Source organism: Escherichia sp. GZ89 (genome assembly GCF_019366485.1).
GTDB lineage: Bacteria > Pseudomonadota > Gammaproteobacteria > Enterobacterales > Enterobacteriaceae > Escherichia > Escherichia fergusonii.
The window spans coordinates 216,459-233,443 of record NZ_JAEOHX010000006.1; the positions used below are offsets into that span (position 1 = coordinate 216,459).

At 48.4% G+C, this 16,985-nt stretch carries 17 protein-coding genes; 5 read left to right on the plus strand and 12 right to left on the minus strand.

Translation table 11 applies throughout. From position 1 onward, the window contains the following. The first annotated feature begins 128 nt into the window (after positions 1-128). Both K0335_RS12345 and K0335_RS12350 read left to right on the plus strand, forming a co-directional pair. Complete coding sequence (locus K0335_RS12345) at positions 129-878, plus strand: 4'-phosphopantetheinyl transferase superfamily protein (protein ID WP_000190672.1); 750 nt, start codon at positions 129-131, stop codon at positions 876-878. 10 nt (positions 879-888) lie between these two features. Beyond that, entirely contained in the window at positions 889-1,455 is a 567-nt protein-coding gene (locus tag K0335_RS12350) for an NADPH-dependent FMN reductase (protein ID WP_000005222.1), read from the plus strand. Positions 1,456-1,461: 6 nt separating this feature from the next. Here the strand turns inward: K0335_RS12350 and K0335_RS12355 are convergent, their stop codons facing one another. Together K0335_RS12355 and adeP are read right to left on the minus strand one after the other, a co-directional pair. Then, positions 1,462-1,887: a hypothetical protein gene (locus tag K0335_RS12355; protein ID WP_219393844.1), complete on the minus strand. Its 426-nt coding sequence runs from the start codon at positions 1,885-1,887 to the stop codon at positions 1,462-1,464. A 45-nt stretch (positions 1,888-1,932) separates the two neighbouring features. Continuing rightward, positions 1,933-3,270 carry an adenine permease AdeP gene (gene adeP, locus K0335_RS12360; RefSeq protein WP_000019344.1) on the minus strand — a complete coding sequence of 446 codons (1,338 nt, stop codon included), beginning with the start codon at positions 3,268-3,270 and terminating at the stop codon, positions 1,933-1,935. A 165-nt stretch (positions 3,271-3,435) separates the two neighbouring features. Here adeP and yieH point away from each other — a divergent pair, with 165 nt between their 5' ends. The 3 genes from yieH (at position 3,436) to cbrC (ending at position 5,271) form a co-directional block, all read left to right on the plus strand. Next, the gene (gene yieH / locus K0335_RS12365) at positions 3,436-4,101 is read left to right on the plus strand and encodes a 6-phosphogluconate phosphatase (protein ID WP_219393845.1); all 666 of its coding nucleotides are present in this window, start codon (positions 3,436-3,438) and stop codon (positions 4,099-4,101) included. Positions 4,102-4,167: 66 nt separating this feature from the next. Then, a complete protein-coding gene (locus K0335_RS12370; protein WP_000116782.1) occupies positions 4,168-4,641 on the plus strand; it encodes a hypothetical protein in 474 nt (157 codons plus the stop codon). Between the two features lie 48 nt (positions 4,642-4,689). Then, entirely contained in the window at positions 4,690-5,271 is a 582-nt protein-coding gene (gene cbrC / locus K0335_RS12375) for a PF03691 family colicin E2 tolerance protein CbrC (RefSeq protein WP_104919988.1), read from the plus strand. 55 nt (positions 5,272-5,326) lie between these two features. On the opposite strand, the gene K0335_RS12380 is transcribed toward cbrC, so the two are convergent. The 10 genes from K0335_RS12380 to pstC form a co-directional block, all read right to left on the minus strand. Further along, the gene (locus K0335_RS12380; RefSeq protein WP_046082726.1) at positions 5,327-6,043 is read right to left on the minus strand and encodes a glucosamine-6-phosphate deaminase; all 717 of its coding nucleotides are present in this window, start codon (positions 6,041-6,043) and stop codon (positions 5,327-5,329) included. Positions 6,044-6,057: 14 nt separating this feature from the next. Further along, positions 6,058-7,227, minus strand: a complete 1,170-nt coding sequence (locus K0335_RS12385; RefSeq protein ID WP_104919987.1) for an esterase — start codon at positions 7,225-7,227, stop codon at positions 6,058-6,060. Between the two features lie 26 nt (positions 7,228-7,253). Next, complete coding sequence (gene bglH, locus K0335_RS12390; protein WP_104919986.1) at positions 7,254-8,870, minus strand: carbohydrate-specific porin BglH; 1,617 nt, start codon at positions 8,868-8,870, stop codon at positions 7,254-7,256. Positions 8,871-8,954: 84 nt separating this feature from the next. Beyond that, the gene (bglB, locus tag K0335_RS12395; RefSeq protein ID WP_219393846.1) at positions 8,955-10,349 is read right to left on the minus strand and encodes a 6-phospho-beta-glucosidase BglB; all 1,395 of its coding nucleotides are present in this window, start codon (positions 10,347-10,349) and stop codon (positions 8,955-8,957) included. Positions 10,350-10,367: 18 nt separating this feature from the next. After that, complete coding sequence (gene bglF / locus K0335_RS12400) at positions 10,368-12,242, minus strand: PTS beta-glucoside transporter subunit IIABC (RefSeq protein WP_002431839.1); 1,875 nt, start codon at positions 12,240-12,242, stop codon at positions 10,368-10,370. Between the two features lie 134 nt (positions 12,243-12,376). Further along, entirely contained in the window at positions 12,377-13,213 is an 837-nt protein-coding gene (bglG, locus tag K0335_RS12405) for a transcriptional antiterminator BglG (protein ID WP_002433015.1), read from the minus strand. Positions 13,214-13,498: 285 nt separating this feature from the next. Continuing rightward, entirely contained in the window at positions 13,499-14,224 is a 726-nt protein-coding gene (phoU, locus tag K0335_RS12410) for a phosphate signaling complex protein PhoU (RefSeq protein ID WP_000377784.1), read from the minus strand. A 14-nt stretch (positions 14,225-14,238) separates the two neighbouring features. After that, the gene (gene pstB / locus K0335_RS12415) at positions 14,239-15,012 is read right to left on the minus strand and encodes a phosphate ABC transporter ATP-binding protein PstB (protein WP_000063126.1); all 774 of its coding nucleotides are present in this window, start codon (positions 15,010-15,012) and stop codon (positions 14,239-14,241) included. 90 nt (positions 15,013-15,102) lie between these two features. Further along, positions 15,103-15,993, minus strand: a complete 891-nt coding sequence (pstA, locus tag K0335_RS12420; protein ID WP_001252002.1) for a phosphate ABC transporter permease PstA — start codon at positions 15,991-15,993, stop codon at positions 15,103-15,105. After that, positions 15,993-16,952 carry a phosphate ABC transporter permease PstC gene (gene pstC / locus K0335_RS12425; protein ID WP_000741620.1) on the minus strand — a complete coding sequence of 320 codons (960 nt, stop codon included), beginning with the start codon at positions 16,950-16,952 and terminating at the stop codon, positions 15,993-15,995. Before pstC ends, pstA begins: the two co-directional genes overlap by 1 nt. Positions 16,953-16,985: the final 33 nt, after the last annotated feature.

The window sequence follows — 16,985 nt, forward strand, 5'->3', positions numbered from 1 at the left end:
GATAAAGAGCAGTAGAGATCGGCGGATTAACGCTGTTTACAGTGAACTTACGTATCATTTAACCTGTCCATAAGTCAGGTAAATGTTACTCACGAATTAATAACGGACAATTAAGCACGGAGCGAATCATGGCGACACATTTTGCCAGAGGGATTCTTACGGAGGGGCATCTCATTTCTGTCCGTCTGCCTTCCCGATGTCATCTCGAAGCACAAAATCTTCCCGCCCATCGGCAAACCCGGTTTCTGGCATCTCGAGGCTTGCTTGCCGAATTAATGTTTATGCTGTATGGCATCAGCGAACTACCTGAAATAGTGACTCAGGCGAAGGGAAAACCCGCTTTTCGTGACAAAAATCTCCCCGTATTTTCCATTGCTTATGCGGGAAATATGGTGGGTGTAGCACTCACCACAGAAGGCGAGTGTGGGCTGGATATGGAATTACAGCGTGCCACCAGCGGTTTTCATAGCTCGCAATTAGCGGAAAACACAACATTTACCCGTAATGAAACGCTGTGGATCAGTAAACAGAACGATCCCAACGAGGCCCGTGCGCAACTGATTACTTTGCGGCAAAGCATACTGAAGTTGACGGGGGATGTGCAGAATGATGATCCGCAAACGCTTCAGTTATTACCCAGTGCGGGCCGCCTGAAATGCGCTCATGTAGAGAATATTGAAGCGGTTTGTGATGCTGAAGATATTCTGGTGTGGTCGGTTGCAGTCACGCCTGCAATAGAAAAACTTAATGTTTGGCAGTTTGAAGGTAAGCAAGGGTGGAGAAGTCTGCCCGATATTCCGACTCGCGCTAATGACCCATCTGGCTGTCTGATGCGGTTTAGTCAGATGACTGCAGTGAAGTCATACTCGCTTAACTGATGGAGACATTATGTCTGAAACACTGAATGTTGTTACGTTACTGGGGAGCCTGCGTAAAGGTTCGTTTAATGGCATGGTTGCTCGTACACTCCCGAAAGTCGCCCCCGCAGGTATGAATATTACGCCACTGCCATCGATTGCTGATATCCCATTGTATGATGCCGACCAACAGCAGGAAGTGGGTTTTCCGGCAACAATAGAAGCAATGGCGGAGCAAATTCGCAATGCCGATGGCGTGGTGATCGTCACACCTGAATATAACTACTCAGTACCCGGCGGATTGAAAAACGCCATCGACTGGCTTTCACGTCTGCCGGATCAACCACTGGCGGGCAAACCGGTACTGATTCAAACCAGCTCAATGGGTGTGATTGGCGGCGCGCGCTGTCAGTATCATCTGCGCCAGATTCTGGTCTTCCTTGATGCGATGGTAATGAACAAACCGGAATTTATGGGCGGCGTGATTCAAAACAAAGTCGATCCGCAGACAGGAGAAGTGGTGGATCAGGGAACGCGGGATCATCTGACGGGTCAGTTAACTGCGTTTGGTGAGTTTATTCAGCGGGTGAAAATCTGAGGATTATCAGCGTAGTAAATATGCGTGTTTTTTTAGTAAAGCACGCATATCCGATGTGATGTAAAAAGCATCTTCCAGCTCTTCATCCTCATAGTCAGTACATGACCAATACCACACTGTATAGATATGTCTGGTGATATGTGTATCCAGTAAGTCATAGATTACTGACCAGGAAGGATGCTTATAGTACTGCTCACCAAAGCTATCTATGCATTCAAGAAGTATTATCATTAACGCAAAGCATTCATCATCGTTACATTCACTATAAGCCGATAAAAACTCATCCAACCGCTGTTTATCCGCAACCTCGATTGGCCAATCTTGCATGGAAGGGTCATTAGGCAGGCTGAAACGCTGAGCCAGGGAATCGATAGCCTGGCCTGTTTCATAACGAATTAAATATTTGGGGAGATGAATAAATATTTCGTCCATGTTTCTATACGTTAATGGGCGATTTGACCGCCCATTTCGTTATTCTTAGTGGCCGTCAATAAATACTATTTTCAGTAAAAACAGTAATGCAACCACAATCACACATGGACTGAGATCACGCAGACGTCCGGTGCCAATCTTCATCACGCAGTAAGAGATAAAGCCCAGCGCAATACCTTCAGTAATCGAGAAGCTGAACGGCATCATCACCGCGGTAATAAACGCCGGAACGGATTCAGTAAGATCCTGCCAATTCACGCGAGCAAGACTTGAGGTCATCAACACGCCAACGTAAATCAGCGCGCCAGCTGCGGCATATCCCGGCACCATTTCCGCCAGCGGCGACAGGAAGATAACCAGCAGGAACAGAAGGCCAACAACCACTGCCGTCAGTCCGGTACGACCGCCAACCGATACACCGGAAGAGGACTCAATATACGCTGTAACCGAAGAAGTACCGATAAACGAACCGGTAACAGAAGAGATACTGTCGACATACAGTGCCTGCTTCATGCGCGGGAATTTACCTTTCTCATCCGCCAGCCCGGCTTTATCGGTCACACCAATCAGCGTACCGGAGGAGTCAAACAGGTTGACCAGCATAAAGGAGAAAATGACGCCAGCCAGCCCAAGGTTAAAAGAACCTGCCAAATCCACCTGACCGACAACACTTGTCACACTCGGCGGTGCGGAAACAATGCCACTATAGTGCACATCACCCAGCATCCAGCCAAGCAGTGTGGTAACCACAATGGAAACCAGAACCGCCGCGTGAATATTGCGTGACGCCAGAATGGCAATAATGAAGAAGCCCAGCATTCCCAGCAGCACGCTGTGAGAAGTCAGATTACCGATGCTGACTAATGTTTCCGGGTTAGCGACGATGACACCTGCATTTTTCAGCCCCATCATGCCGATAAACAGACCAATACCGCTGGTAATACCCACACGCAGACTTACCGGAATGTTAGCAATCATCCAGTAACGAACGCGGAAAATGGTCAAAAGAAGCAGTCCGACAGCGCCCCAGAAGATTGCGCCCATACCGATCTGCCACGGCAGCCCCATCGCCTGGACAACCACAAAAGCGAAAAAGGCGTTAAGTCCCATCGCAGGAGCCAGCGCCACCGGAAGGTTTGCAAACAATCCCATCATAATGCTACCGAAAGCGGCAATCAGACAGGTTGTTACGAAGACGGCACTGGTGTCCATGCCAGCAACGCCCAGAATTTGTGGGTTAACAAATACGATGTAGACCATCGTCAGGAAGGTGGTGAACCCGGCAATCACTTCAGTTCGTGCCGTAGTACCATGTTCGCGCAGTTTAAAAACGCGTTCCAGCATCCCCTGACCAGAAGTCTGGGTGGTATGTTGATGACTCATTATCTATTTCCGAACAAGGAGGGAAAATCCGTCGCTATCGTATACCAAAATGCGACAATAGGCGCGTTTGTGAGAAACTTTTTTTATTGAATTTACTTATACGGCAACGATTGCGTTGCGCAAATCTGCTCTACGAAAACGTTAAACTGGTTGAAAAGGAAAGGCATGTCCCGGATAGAAGCGGTATTTTTCGACTGCGACGGTACGCTGGCCGACAGTGAAGTCATTTGCTCCCGCGCATATGTGACGATGTTTCAGGAATTTGGTATTACGCTCGATCCTGAAGAGGTATTCAAACGTTTCAAAGGTGTAAAACTGTACGAAATTATCGATATTGTTTCCCTTGAACATGGTGTTACGTTAGCGAAAACAGAAGCTGAACATGTTTACCGTGCAGAAGTCGCTCGACTGTTCGATTCAGAACTGGAAGCCATCGAAGGGGCCGGAGCACTCCTGTCAGCGATCACTGCGCCAATGTGTGTGGTATCTAACGGCCCAAATAACAAAATGCAGCATTCTCTGGGCAAGCTGAATATGTTGCACTACTTCCCGGAAAAACTGTTCAGCGGCTATGACATTCAGCGCTGGAAGCCTGACCCGGCGTTAATGTTCCATGCAGCAAAAGCGATGAATGTAAATGTAGAAAACTGCATTCTGGTTGATGACTCAGTTGCCGGTGCACAATCTGGTATCGATGCAGGTATGGAAGTGTTTTACTTCTGCGCCGATCAGCACAATAAACCGATCGTTCACCCGAAAGTCACCACCTTTACCCATCTTTCGCAGTTACCGGAACTGTGGAAAGCGCGAGGTTGGGATATTACGGCATAGTTCTTCACACTCCCTTCACTTACCCCACTTAAATTGACGCGCAAAGGTAAGTAAAGGGAGTTTGAGATGTCTGTTTCACGTCGGGTAATACTTCACGGACTGTATTTTGCGGTTTTAGGACCGTTAATTGGTGTTCTGTTTCTTGTCCTCTACATATTCTTCGCAAAAGAACCGCTGATTCTTTTGGTAATAATACAGGTACTTCCATTGTTTCTCTTATTGTCGATAACTACGGGAGCTATTCCTGCGTTGTTAACCGGCGTAATGGTCGCCTGTCTACCGGAAAAGATCGGGTCACAGAAACGTTATCGTTGTCTGGCTGGTGGCATAGGTGGAGTCGTTATCACCGAGATCTATTGCGCTGTTATCGTACATATTAAGGGCATGGCTTCCTCAGCGTTGTTTGAAAACATTCTTTCTGGTGACAGTCTCGTTTTCCGCATCATCCCTGCATTGCTGGCAGGCGTAGTGATGAGCAGAATCATTACCCGTCTACCCGGATTGGATATTTCATGTCCTGAAACAGACTCTTTAAGCTAAGCAGGATGCTTTATCTTTGGGCTACTCAAAAGCAGACAGGATGCTTCTATGACTCAAAATATCAGGCCGTTACCCCTATTCAAATATCATCCCAAGCCACTGGAAACAGGCGCATTTGAGCAGGATAAAATCGTAGAGTGCGACTGCTGTGAACAGCCGACATCGGTCTATTACACGGGTCCATTTTTCAGCGTTGATGATATTGAATATCTCTGTCCGTGGTGTATTGCGGATGGTTCTGCGGCTAAAAAGTTTGCAGGTAGTTTTCAGGATAAAGCCTCCATTGAGGGCGTCGGGACAACTTATTACGACAATGATGGAACCGCCACAACGCATTCTCTCTCGAATGATGCCCTTGAAGAATTGCTGACCCGGACACCTGGCTATTGCGGGTGGCAACAGGAGCATTGGCTCACGCATTGTGGGGAACTCTGCGCTTTTGTTGGTTACGTCGGCTGGGATGAAATAAAAGATCGTCTCGATGAATTTGCACATCTTGAAGATGACTGTGATTCATTCATACGTTACGAACACCAGCAAGAATGCCTGAAAAACGGTGGTTATTGTCAGGGTTATCTCTTCCGCTGTCTCCACTGCGGCAAGCTGAGACTGTGGGGGGATTTTTCGTAGTTATTTAAATAAAAAAAACAGGCCGGAGCGTAATTCACACATCCGGCCTTATATTTTAAGCTAATTCTGCGGTAGCGGCTTTATCAGCGATAACCATCAGCGAAGGGTGCAACTGCAACACGGAAGCTGGAACATCTTCGGTAACCGGACCTTGCAGAACATTTCTCAGTGCCTGCGCTTTACCCGCGCCACTGACAATTATCAGCAAGTTTTTCGCTGCCATGATGCTTTTCGGCCCCATCGTCACGTAGCTGTCAGGCACTAACGAAAAGTCACCGCCCAACTCCCCATGCGCCACAATATCCACCATCTCTCCCTGGATCGGGAACTCCACGGTTTGCTCATGGAAATGGGTCGTATTTGGCAAATTGCCACAAAAATGACCATCTGCACCTAATCCCAGCACCACCAAATCCAGGCCGCCTTCACGCGCCAGTTTCTGATCATGCTCGCTGTAGTTATCAATACTGAGTTTCTGGATATTCTCTTCTTTGATCCCCGCAGGGGTGAAAAACAGATTACGCAGATTGGTGATCGTTACGCCTTCTCCCTCTTTGCCGCGAAAGGGAATTTCATCGAAATTGTAGAAATAGCAGTTATCGTACCAGGGCTTACCTTTTACCAGAGTGGTGAGATATTCGTACATGCCTTTGGGCGTGCTCCCGGCGGTAATTGCCAGGTTAACACGACGCGTCTTCGACATATAACCAAGCAGATGGTGTGCCGCGACACGGCTCATTTCCTGGTAATCTTCAGTGATGATTAATTTCATCTTAATGCCTTATCTTATTTAAATAGTTTCTGTACGAAGGCTGCATAGGCAGGCCGCCAGACATCCATTTCATGGTTCAGGCCGGGATATTCCTGGTAATCAAACTTAATTTTTTTCTGCTCAAGCTCTGTTTTCAGCCCGGCGATATCCTTGCCGGTTACAACATCTTTATCCCCCACAACCACAGTAAAATTACGTAGTTGCTGGTTGATAGCTGCCGGATCGTTCAGCCGGGCCGCGACCCCTTCATCCGGTACGGTTGTCGTGGTAACACCACTGAAAGTCGCCAGCCAGCCAAAGCTTTCCAGATGATTCATCCCCGATACCAGCGCCTGATACCCACCTTGTGAAAGCCCTGCCAGTGCACGACCTTCGGCGTCTTTACGGACATTAAAACGCTTGCTAATCAGCGGGATAATATCGTTCATCAGTTCGCGATCTGCCGCTTTGGCATTCAGCGGATAAAAGACTTTACGTCTTTCCTGAGGCACGAACTCTTCGGGAATAATGCCCTTCGCATCGGTTTCGGTATCCGGGATCACCACCAGCATCGGTTTAATTTTCCCTTCAGCCAGCAGGTTATCCATGATTTGCGGGAGACGCCCCTGATCGATAGCAGAACGTCCGGTATCACCAAAGCCATGATAGAAATAGAGCACTGGCAAAGGCTCGCCCATGCCGGTATATCCTGGCGGGGTCCAGACATACATCTGACGTTCGGATTGCAATGCGCTGGAGTGGTAAGTTATGGCGATCAAATCACCATGCGCAACAGAACGCGTATCCAGATAACTGCCTGGTACCAGAATCATACTGGAGTTAACCTGACGCTGAGGTTTAGTCATTGATGTACCTGTATCAATGCTGCGTACACCATCAACATTGAAAAAATACTCGTACAGGTTGCCTTTCATGACAGGCGTGCGCCACGACCAGACTCCCGCTTCGTCTTTAGTCATCGGATGAATATTATCCGGAACCGGAACACCGACCACTACGGAGACATTTTTTGCCCCTGGGGCAAAGTAGCGAAAGGTCACGCTGTTATCGGTATTGACCTGAGTAACATACTGTTTAACCGGAATAGTGGGTGCCGGGCTGGCTGGCATATCCGCTGCTATGGCCCACTGAGCAGAAATACCGCTGGCAATAGCCAGTGTTAAAGCAGCAATTTTTATATTCATTGTAATATTCCTTTCATTAAGTTCCATTACCACCAGATTTCAGCCTGAGCACCGACAGCAAACTGGTCGTCTTTATTGTCTTCAAAGGTGAAACCATCCAGTTCGTTTTCCAGGGCTTTGATATACGTAGCGTAGAAACGAATTTCCGGGCGCGAGGTCAACATACTGGTATTGACTTTAAAGGTATGGAAGAGCGTGGTTTTATAGCCAGACTCATTATATTTATTACTATTCGCATCTTTGTTTTGCTGGGTGAAATAACCCAGTTCAACACCTGTCTGGTTATATTGGTCCCAAATATAGGCCGGGCGAACAACCGCACGAATAGATTCAAAATCAGAGTGTGCGCCTGTTTCGTAGCTATAAATATCGTTACCGAAGGAGTAAACAATCGCGTTAGCTACAATAAAATGATCGCCGATATAGGCTTCGCCCTGCGAAGTCATACGAACTGCTGTTCCGCCGGTGTGATCACCATAATAACGACCATTAAATGTAGTAAATGGACTTGCGCCAGCATAACGACCAAAGTTACTGGCGATAGAGTTATTCGCGACCAGGAAGGAGAATTCGTTGAAGCCACCTTTATCAAATTTCTGCGTTAAAGATGTGCCAAACATCCAGGTATCTTTCCAGTCATAATACCCGTTATTATCCTGATTATCTTTTTCCGATGCGCTTTCGTTTGCCGTGACATAACGACCACTCACCATTAAGGTGGCTTTATCCCATAACGGGATATCTTTATAACGTAAATCAATGGTATTGGTATTAATCTGCTGTTTGTTTTGCAGGCTGCGATCGTAATCGTCGACATCTTCGCGAACCAGCGCGATATCAATTTTACCCGGACCGACTTTCCAGTTTTCCAGACCTACACCTGCGGCAGCATCGGTACGCTGCGTTTTCCAGTCAAGCATCTGGATTTCAATTTTCGGCGCACCGTGTTTACCCACCCAGAAATCAGCCTCTGGCGCAAAGGGCAGGAAACCTTTGGTGGTAACGTACATATCAGAGAACTGCATAAAGTTCTCGCCACCGGCGTTATCGCCAAACCAGCCAGTAGAGTACTGCTGACCAACGTTACCATCCATCATCACGATGGCATCAACCCGTTTGCCGTTTTCGTTGTAGACACGTTGTTTTAACTGCAAATCAAACCAGCCGGAGTATTCGTTACCAAAACGGCCCAGAGAACCAATCGCCCATGATTTAGGTGAACCATGAGAGGCTGTACCCCAACCAGAACGATAGTAGCCGTTGTAACTAAAGCCAATTTCATCTTTCACATACTTACTGAAATCTTTCAGAGTCATGGAAGAATAAATCGAGCCTGTCTCACTGGCATTTTTCTCTTCATTTTTGACCAGTACAGCATCAGGTTTTGTGGCACTACTGGTTGGGAACGGATTGGCGGCATACCCTTGCTCATTCGAACTTACGCTACGATTCACCGTCGCTGGCGTATACTTTTTCTTCTCTTCATCTTTATATTTTTTGAGTTCGCTTTGCGTTTCTCTTAACGCCTTTTCTAATAACTCAAGGCGTTGTTCCACCGTTAATGATTCAGCTAATGATTGTGCGGAAAAGGCTAACGGTGCCATTAATAAAATGGCAGAAGTAATAAGATTTCGTCTAAACATAATATCCCTTTATGGTGCAAGAAAGAATTAACGCATCGCATCCAGACTGTTCTGAATGCGACGATAATTAAGGTGCTTTATTGGTTATTTTTTTAATGACAGCCCCTGCGTTTTGATCACTTCTGCATACCATCCGAAGCTTTTCTTGCGCGTTCTTGTGAGGCTTCCTTCGCCATTATCATCACGATCCACATAAATAAAGCCGTAGCGCTTAGACATTTGTGAATAAGATGCACTGACTAAATCAATTGGCCCCCAACTGGTGTACCCCATAATATCCACACCATCGGCAATCGCTTCATTTACCTGTACCAGGTGATCGTTTAAATAGGCAATTCGATAATCGTCCTGTATCGAACCATCCGCTTCAACACTGTCTTTTGCGCCTAATCCGTTCTCGACAATAAATAACGGTTTTTGATAACGATCCCAAAGCGTATTTAACAGAACCCGTAATCCAACCGGATCAATTTGCCACCCCCACTCTGAACTTTTCAGATGTGGATTGGGGATCATATTCAGTATGTTGCCCTGCGCATTTTTATTAATGCTTTCGTCGTGGGAAACACAACCGGTCATGTAATAACTAAAAGAGATGAAATCTACGGTATGTTTTAAATCTTCTGCGTCACTTTCAGTCATCTCAATGGTGATATTGTGGTCGCGGAAGAAACGCTGCATATAGCCGGGATACTGACCACGCGCCTGAACATCACCAAAGAACATCCAGCGCCGGTTCTCTTCCATGGCCTGCAACATATCCTGTGGCTGGCAGGTGAGGGGGTAAACCAGCCCACCGAGAAGCATATTGCCGATTTTCGCTTCGGGGATCAGGCTATGACAGGCTTTAACTGCCCGCGCACTGGCAACCAGTTGATGGTGGATCGCCTGATAAACTTCCACCTCGCCACTCTCTTCTGCCAGCCCCACGCCCGTGAATGGCGTGTGTAACGACATGTTGATTTCATTAAACGTCAGCCATAACGCCACTTTATGTTGGTAGCGGGTAAAGACCGTGCGGGCGTAATGCTCGAAGTGATCGATGACCGCCCGATTAGCCCAACCGCCGTAGTTTTTCACCAGTCCATATGGCATTTCGTAATGGGATAACGTTACCAGCGGTTTGATCCCCGCCTGCGCCATTTCATCAAACAGCCGATCGTAAAACGCTAACCCCACTTCATTCGGTTCGGCTTCGTCGCCCTGAGGAAAAATTCGCGCCCAGGCAATGGAAATACGCAGACAGGTGAAGCCCATCTCGGCAAATAACGCGATATCTTCCGGGTAACGGTGATAAAAATCGATGGCGACATCTTTGATATTTTCTTTCCCCAGGATGCGCGGTTCCATTTTTCCCATTACGCCATGAGGCTGTAAATCTGAGGTCGTGATCCCTTTGCCATCTTCCTGCCAGGCGCCTTCCACCTGATTAGCAGCTGTTGCGCCACCCCAAAGAAATGTTTCTGGAAATGCTTTCATAATTAACTCCTTTTATCGTTAGCGAATGATGGATAACAGCGGCTCACCAGCGCTTATCTGCGCCGTGCCGTGAGGTAATACGTCCGTAAAATCATCGCTATTACTGATTAATACCGGCGTCGTCAGATCAAATCCGGCCTCGCGAATAGCAGGGATATCAAAAGAAATCAGCCGATCGCCTGTATTGACCTTGTCACCCACGTTGACGTGAGCGGAAAAGAATTTGCCGTCCAGTTTTACGGTATCGATACCGACATGAATCAGGATCTCCACGCCATCATCTGACTCAATGCCGATAGCGTGTAATGTGGCGAACAACGAAGCAATTCGACCCGTAACTGGAGAACGTACTTCACCAACAGAGGGCAGAATGGCAATACCTTTACCCAACAGGCCGCTGGCAAACGTGGTATCAGCGACGTGAATGAGCGGCACAATCTCTCCCGTCATCGGTGAACAGATACCGCCCTGCTCAGGTGTAATAACCTCTGGTGCTTTCTCTTCCGGGGCTACTTGCGCTGGCTGACGTTTAGCAGTGATGAAATGAAGCATCACCGTACCGACAAATGCGCAACCGATGGCAACGACACCGCCAATAACACTGGCCCAGACAGTGAAATCAATCCCCGTTGATGGGATGGTTTGCATGAAGGTGAAAATACTTGGCAAACCAAAGGAGTAGACTTTCGTTTGCGCGTAGCCAATGATGGTGGCCCCTAATGCTCCACTGATGCAGGCGATAAAGAAGGGATACTTACGTGGCAGGTTGACGCCATATACCGCTGGTTCGGTGATACCAAACAGACCCGTCAACGCCGCTGATCCCGCCACCACTTTTTTCTGCGCATCGCGTTCGCAGAGGAAGACGCCGAGCGCCGCCCCGACCTGCGCCATAATGGCAGGCATTAACAGCGGGATCATGGTGTCGTAGCCCAGCACGGTGAAGTTATTGATAATTAAAGGTATCAAACCCCAATGCAGACCGAACATCACAAAGATTTGCCAGAAGCCGCCCATTACCGCACCCGCAAATGCAGGAACCGCCTGATAAAGCCAGAGATAACCGGCGGCAATCAGTTCGCTTATCCAGGTTGATAGCGGCCCCACCAGCAAAAAGGTGACGGGCGTGATAACCATCAGACATAGCAAGGGTGTGAAGAAATTTTTGATTGCCGACGGTAACCACGCATTAAGTCGGCGTTCCAGAATGCTGCACAACCAGGCAGAAAAAATAATGGGAATAACCGATGACGAGTAATTCAACAATGTGACCGGAATACCCAGGAAATCCAGCCCCAGCGCATCCGCTTTTTGCCCATTCTCGAAGGCAGTCAGAATTAATGGATGCACTAACGCTCCACCAATCACCATGGCAGTAAATGGATTACCGCCGAAGCGTTTCCCTGCGGTGTATCCCAGGATTATCGGGAAGAACCAAAACAAGGCATCACTGGCACTGAATAAAATTAAATAAGTACCACTTTGTTCGGTCATCCACTGAAAAGTGAGCGCCAGAGCCAGCATACCTTTCAGGATCCCGGTTGCCGCCATCAAACCGATCAGAGGCGTAAAAATACCTGAAATAACATAAACAAAGCGGTTTAACAGATTACCTTTATCATCATTTTCCGGTGCCTGCTGCGCTTTTTCGCCAAGGCCTGCCACGCTGTTAACCGCCTGGAAGACATCGGCCACATGGTTACCTATGACAACCTGAAACTGGCCACCGCTTTCCACCACCATAATAATACCGGGGGTCTTTTTCAGTACCTCAGCTTGCGCTTTGCTTTCATCCTTTAACTTAAAACGTAATCGCGTTGCGCAATGCATCAGACTCACAATGTTATCTGCGCCCCCGACTCCTGCGACTATTGTTCTGGCTAACTCCGTCATAACTTTCCCTCTACCGCTTTGCGGCAAAACTCCAAAAAAAAAACCTGAAAAAAACGGCCTGACGTGAATCAAGCAATTTTTTTCAGGTTTTGCCCGCTTAGTGCGGTAACAATCCTTTACTCAGTAATAATGTTTCAGTGTTCTTTGCGCACGCGCTCTATATTTATGGCTAAAAACATAATCTCTGCAGGTGAGATTTTACGTTGATACTGCAAACCAATAAAAATGGCGATCCGTTCCGCACATTGCCATGCCTGTGGATAATTTTGTTTTACTGCTTGCTGTAATGATTCATCACTATCGTTAATCGATGCATGTTCAAGAATACGCCAGGATAAAAATTTCAGATGCGTAACCAGTCGCTGATAACTCAAGCTTTCTTCCTGGTAATTAAGGCTGAACTGAAATTTTATTAATTGCAGTATTTCTCGCATTAATTGCGTGACACCTGCAACATCCTCCATATTCCCGCTCATTTGGGCACTGACCAGATGCATGGCAATAAAGCCCACTTCATCTTTCGGTAACTGCACGCCCAACCGTTTATCAATAATGGTTAATGCTTCTTCCCCTAGCTGGAACTCTTTCGGGTAAAGCCGCTGGATATCCCACAGCAGCGGGTTGGGCAGTAACACGTTTTGCTGAAAGCGTTTAATCGCAAACTGGCAATGATCAGTTAGCGAGATATAAATACTGTCCTGTAACTTTCCAAGGCGCTCCTGCGCCAGAGAGATAATACGATCACAGGTTGCCATCACCTCAATAGGCATATGACTTAAGAGTTCGCTTAATCGCCCGTTCAGTTCGTGACTGCTCAAGGCATACTCTTTTTCTATTCCACTTGAGTTAATTCTTTCGCCAGGGCGTTTTTGAAAGCCAATTCCGCGCCCCATGACGACTTTTTCCCGCTGTTGATCATCAATAACCACCACAACATTATTGTTGAGAATTTTGGTGATTTGCATGTTTATAGCAAGGACCTTTTTTATAAACAAAAAAACCCGACTTCACCAGTATTCTCTGGTTATGTCAGGTTTTGCCTGCGAATGCAGTAACAATCCAGTCATTTATTAATGGTTTTTATAACGAACATCCAGGTTCGAAAATTAATTTAGTTGCGTGCAGAGAAAATAGCAATGCTCTATTTATAAAAGTATGACCATGCTCGCAGTTATTAATTTTGTGTAATTTTAGGAATTTATAAAGTTATATATAACAAATCCCAATAATTAAATTATTGGGATTTGTTTGGTGAATTATTTATCGCTATCTTTTTCTGCAAGCAGTTTATCGAGCTCGTCACCACCGACGTGACGGAAATCCTGCCCCTTCACGTAGTAGAAGATAAACTCACAAATATTCTGGCAACGGTCGCCGATACGTTCGATTGAACGCGCACAGAACAGCGCGGTAAGGACGCTCGGAATGGTGCGCGAATCTTCCATCATGTAGGTCATCAGTTGACGAACAATACCTTCGTACTCCTGATCGACTTTTTTATCTTCCCGATAAATTCGCACCGCTTCGTCAATATCCATCCGCGCGAACGCGTCCAGCACGTCGTGCAGCATCTGGATGGTATGACGGCCCAGCGACTCCAGACTTACCAGCAACGGCTGATGCTGCTGGGAGAATTTCTCCAGCGCAGTACGGCAGATTTTGTCCGCCACGTCGCCAATACGCTCCAGCTCGGCAATGGTTTTACTGATCACCATCACCAGACGCAGGTCGCTCGCCGTCGGCTGACGTTTGGCGATAATGCGCACGCAGGCTTCATCGATCGCCACTTCCATCATGTTGACGTTCTTGTCGCCTTCGATGACGCGCTTCGCCAGATCGCTGTCCTGGTTATGCATCGCGGTGATTGCATCAGAAAGCTGCTGCTCCACCATGCCGCCCATGGTCATCACCTGCGTGCGGATGCTTTCCAGTTCGGCGTTGAACTGGCCGGAAATATGTTTATTAAGATTGAGACTGTCCATAACGCACTCCTGAATCAACCGTAACGACCGGTGATGTAGTCTTCTGTTTGTTTCTTCGCTGGCTTGGTGAACAGATCGTCCGTGTTGCTGAACTCAATCAATTCGCCCAGGTACATAAATGCCGTGTGGTCGGAACAACGCGCAGCCTGCTGCATGTTGTGGGTGACGATCACTACGGTGTAATCCTGCTTCAGTTCGGTGATCAGCTCTTCAATACGCCCGGTAGAGATAGGGTCGAGCGCCGAACACGGTTCGTCGAGCAGCAGCACTTCCGGGCGAATGGCGATACCACGCGCAATGCACAGACGCTGTTGCTGACCACCAGAGAGAGAGTAACCGCTCTGGTGCAATTTATCTTTGGTTTCGTTCCACAATGCGGCTTTGGTCAATGCCCACTGCACGCGCTCGTCCATATCCGCACGGGAGAGCTTCTCAAACAGACGAACACCAAAGGCGATGTTGTCGTAAATGGACATCGGGAACGGCGTCGGTTTCTGGAACACCATGCCCACTTTCGCACGCAGCAGGGCGATATCCTGAGTGTTAGTCAGGATGTTGTCGCCATCGAGCAGAATCTCACCTTCCGCACGCTGCTCCGGATACAGTTCAAACATTTTGTTGAAAGTACGCAGCAGCGTCGATTTACCGCAGCCGGACGGCCCGATAAACGCCGTAACCTGGTTTTTGGCGATATCCAGGTTGATGTTTTTCAGGGCATGGAATTTGCCGTAGTAGAAGTTCAAATTACGAACCTGAATTTTACTCGGGGCAGTTTCAACCATACTCATTGCAATCTTTTCCTCATCGTGCCTGATGCACTTCGCTAATCAGGCTTACCGTAGGCCGGATAAGGCGTTCACACCGCATCCGGCAAAGTGTTAACCGTGTTTATTCTTCGCAAAAACAACGCGCGCCAGAATGTTCAGCAGCAGGACGCACAGGGTAATAATCAACACCCCGGCCCAGGCCAATTGCTGCCATTCTGCAAATGGGCTCATCGCAAACTTAAAGATCGTTACCGGCAGGTTGGCGATCGGCTGCATCATGTCCGTGCTCCAGAACTGGTTGGAGAGCGCGGTAAACAGCAGCGGCGCGGTTTCACCAGCAATACGGGCAATCGCCAGCAGGATACCGGTCATGATCCCGGACACCGACGCTTTCAGCGTAATCGCGGAGATCATCTTCCATTTCGGCGTACCCAGCGCATAAGCCGCTTCACGCAGGCTGTCCGGCACCAGTTTCAGCATGTTCTCGGTGGTGCGGATAACAATCGGCACCTGCAACAGCGCCAGGGCAATCACGCCAGCCCAGCCAGAGAAGTGCTCCATCTGTGCCACCACGATGGTGTAAACAAACAGACCAACGACAATCGACGGCGCGGAGAGCAGAATGTCGTTAATGAAGCGAATCACTTCTGCCAGCCAGGACTTACGGCCATATTCCGCCAGATAAATCCCCGCCATAATGCCCAGTGGCGTACCGAATACCGTAGCCCACAAAATTAACAGGCCGCTACCCGCCAGGGCGTTTGCCAGACCACCGCCTTCCGTATTTGGCGGCGGCGTCATTTCGGTGAACAGCGCCAGCGACATACCATCGATACCGCGAGTGATGGTGGACATTAAAATCCAGATCAGCCAAAACAAACCGAAAGCCATCGTCGCCATTGAGAGCGTCAGTGCAATACGGTTTTTGAGGCGGCGACGCGCCTGCATTTTGCGGCGGGATTCTGCCAGCGCCGCAGTGGTTTGCGTTTCAACCATAGCCATTAGCGTGCCCCCTCATTCTTAGCCAGGCGCATAATCATAAACTTCGATGCGGCGAGGACGATGAAGGTAATCACAAACAGGATCAGGCCCAGTTCCATCAGTGCAGCAACGTGCAGACCGGATTCCGCTTCCGCAAATTCGTTCGCCAGCGCAGAGGTGATACTGTTGCCCGGCATGTACAGCGAGGCGCTGTCGAGCTGGTAGGTGTTACCGATGATAAAGGTCACCGCCATGGTTTCACCGAGCGCGCGCCCCAGACCCAGCATGATGCCGCCGATAACCCCATTTTTGGTGAACGGAAGAACGATACGCCAGATAACTTCCCAAGTGGTGCAGCCGATACCGTAGGCTGACTCTTTCATCATCACCGGGGTTTGTTCGAATACATCGCGCATTACCGCTGCAATGTACGGAATAATCATGATGGCGAGGATCACGCCTGCCGCGAGGATACCGATACCAAAGGCCGGGCCGGAGAACAGCGCGCCAACAATCGGGATATTCGACATGATATTGCCGACCGGCTCCTGGAAGTAAACGGCGAACAGCGGCGCAAAGATAAACAGGCCCCACATGCCGTACACGATACTTGGAATGGCTGCCAGCAACTCAATGGCTATACCCAGCGGGCGCTTCAGCCAGCCAGGCGCAAGCTCGGTCAGGAACAGGGCGATACCGAAACTCACCGGGACGGCGATCAGCAGCGCGATAAACGAGGTCACCAACGTACCGTAGATCGGCACCAGCGCCCCGTAGATATCGTTCGGCGCATCCCACTCTTTGGTCCACAGGAAAGCCAGACCAAATTTCTGAATGCTCGGCCAGGAGGAGATGATCAGAGAGACAATAATGCCACCCAACATCAATAGCACAATCAGCGCCGCCAGTTTTACCAGCACGCTGAAAATTATGTCGCCCTTTTTACCCGGTGGGTTAAAAGCAGGCTTGGTTGCAGCCATAAGTTACTCTTCAGTTAAACGCGTTTACAAAGT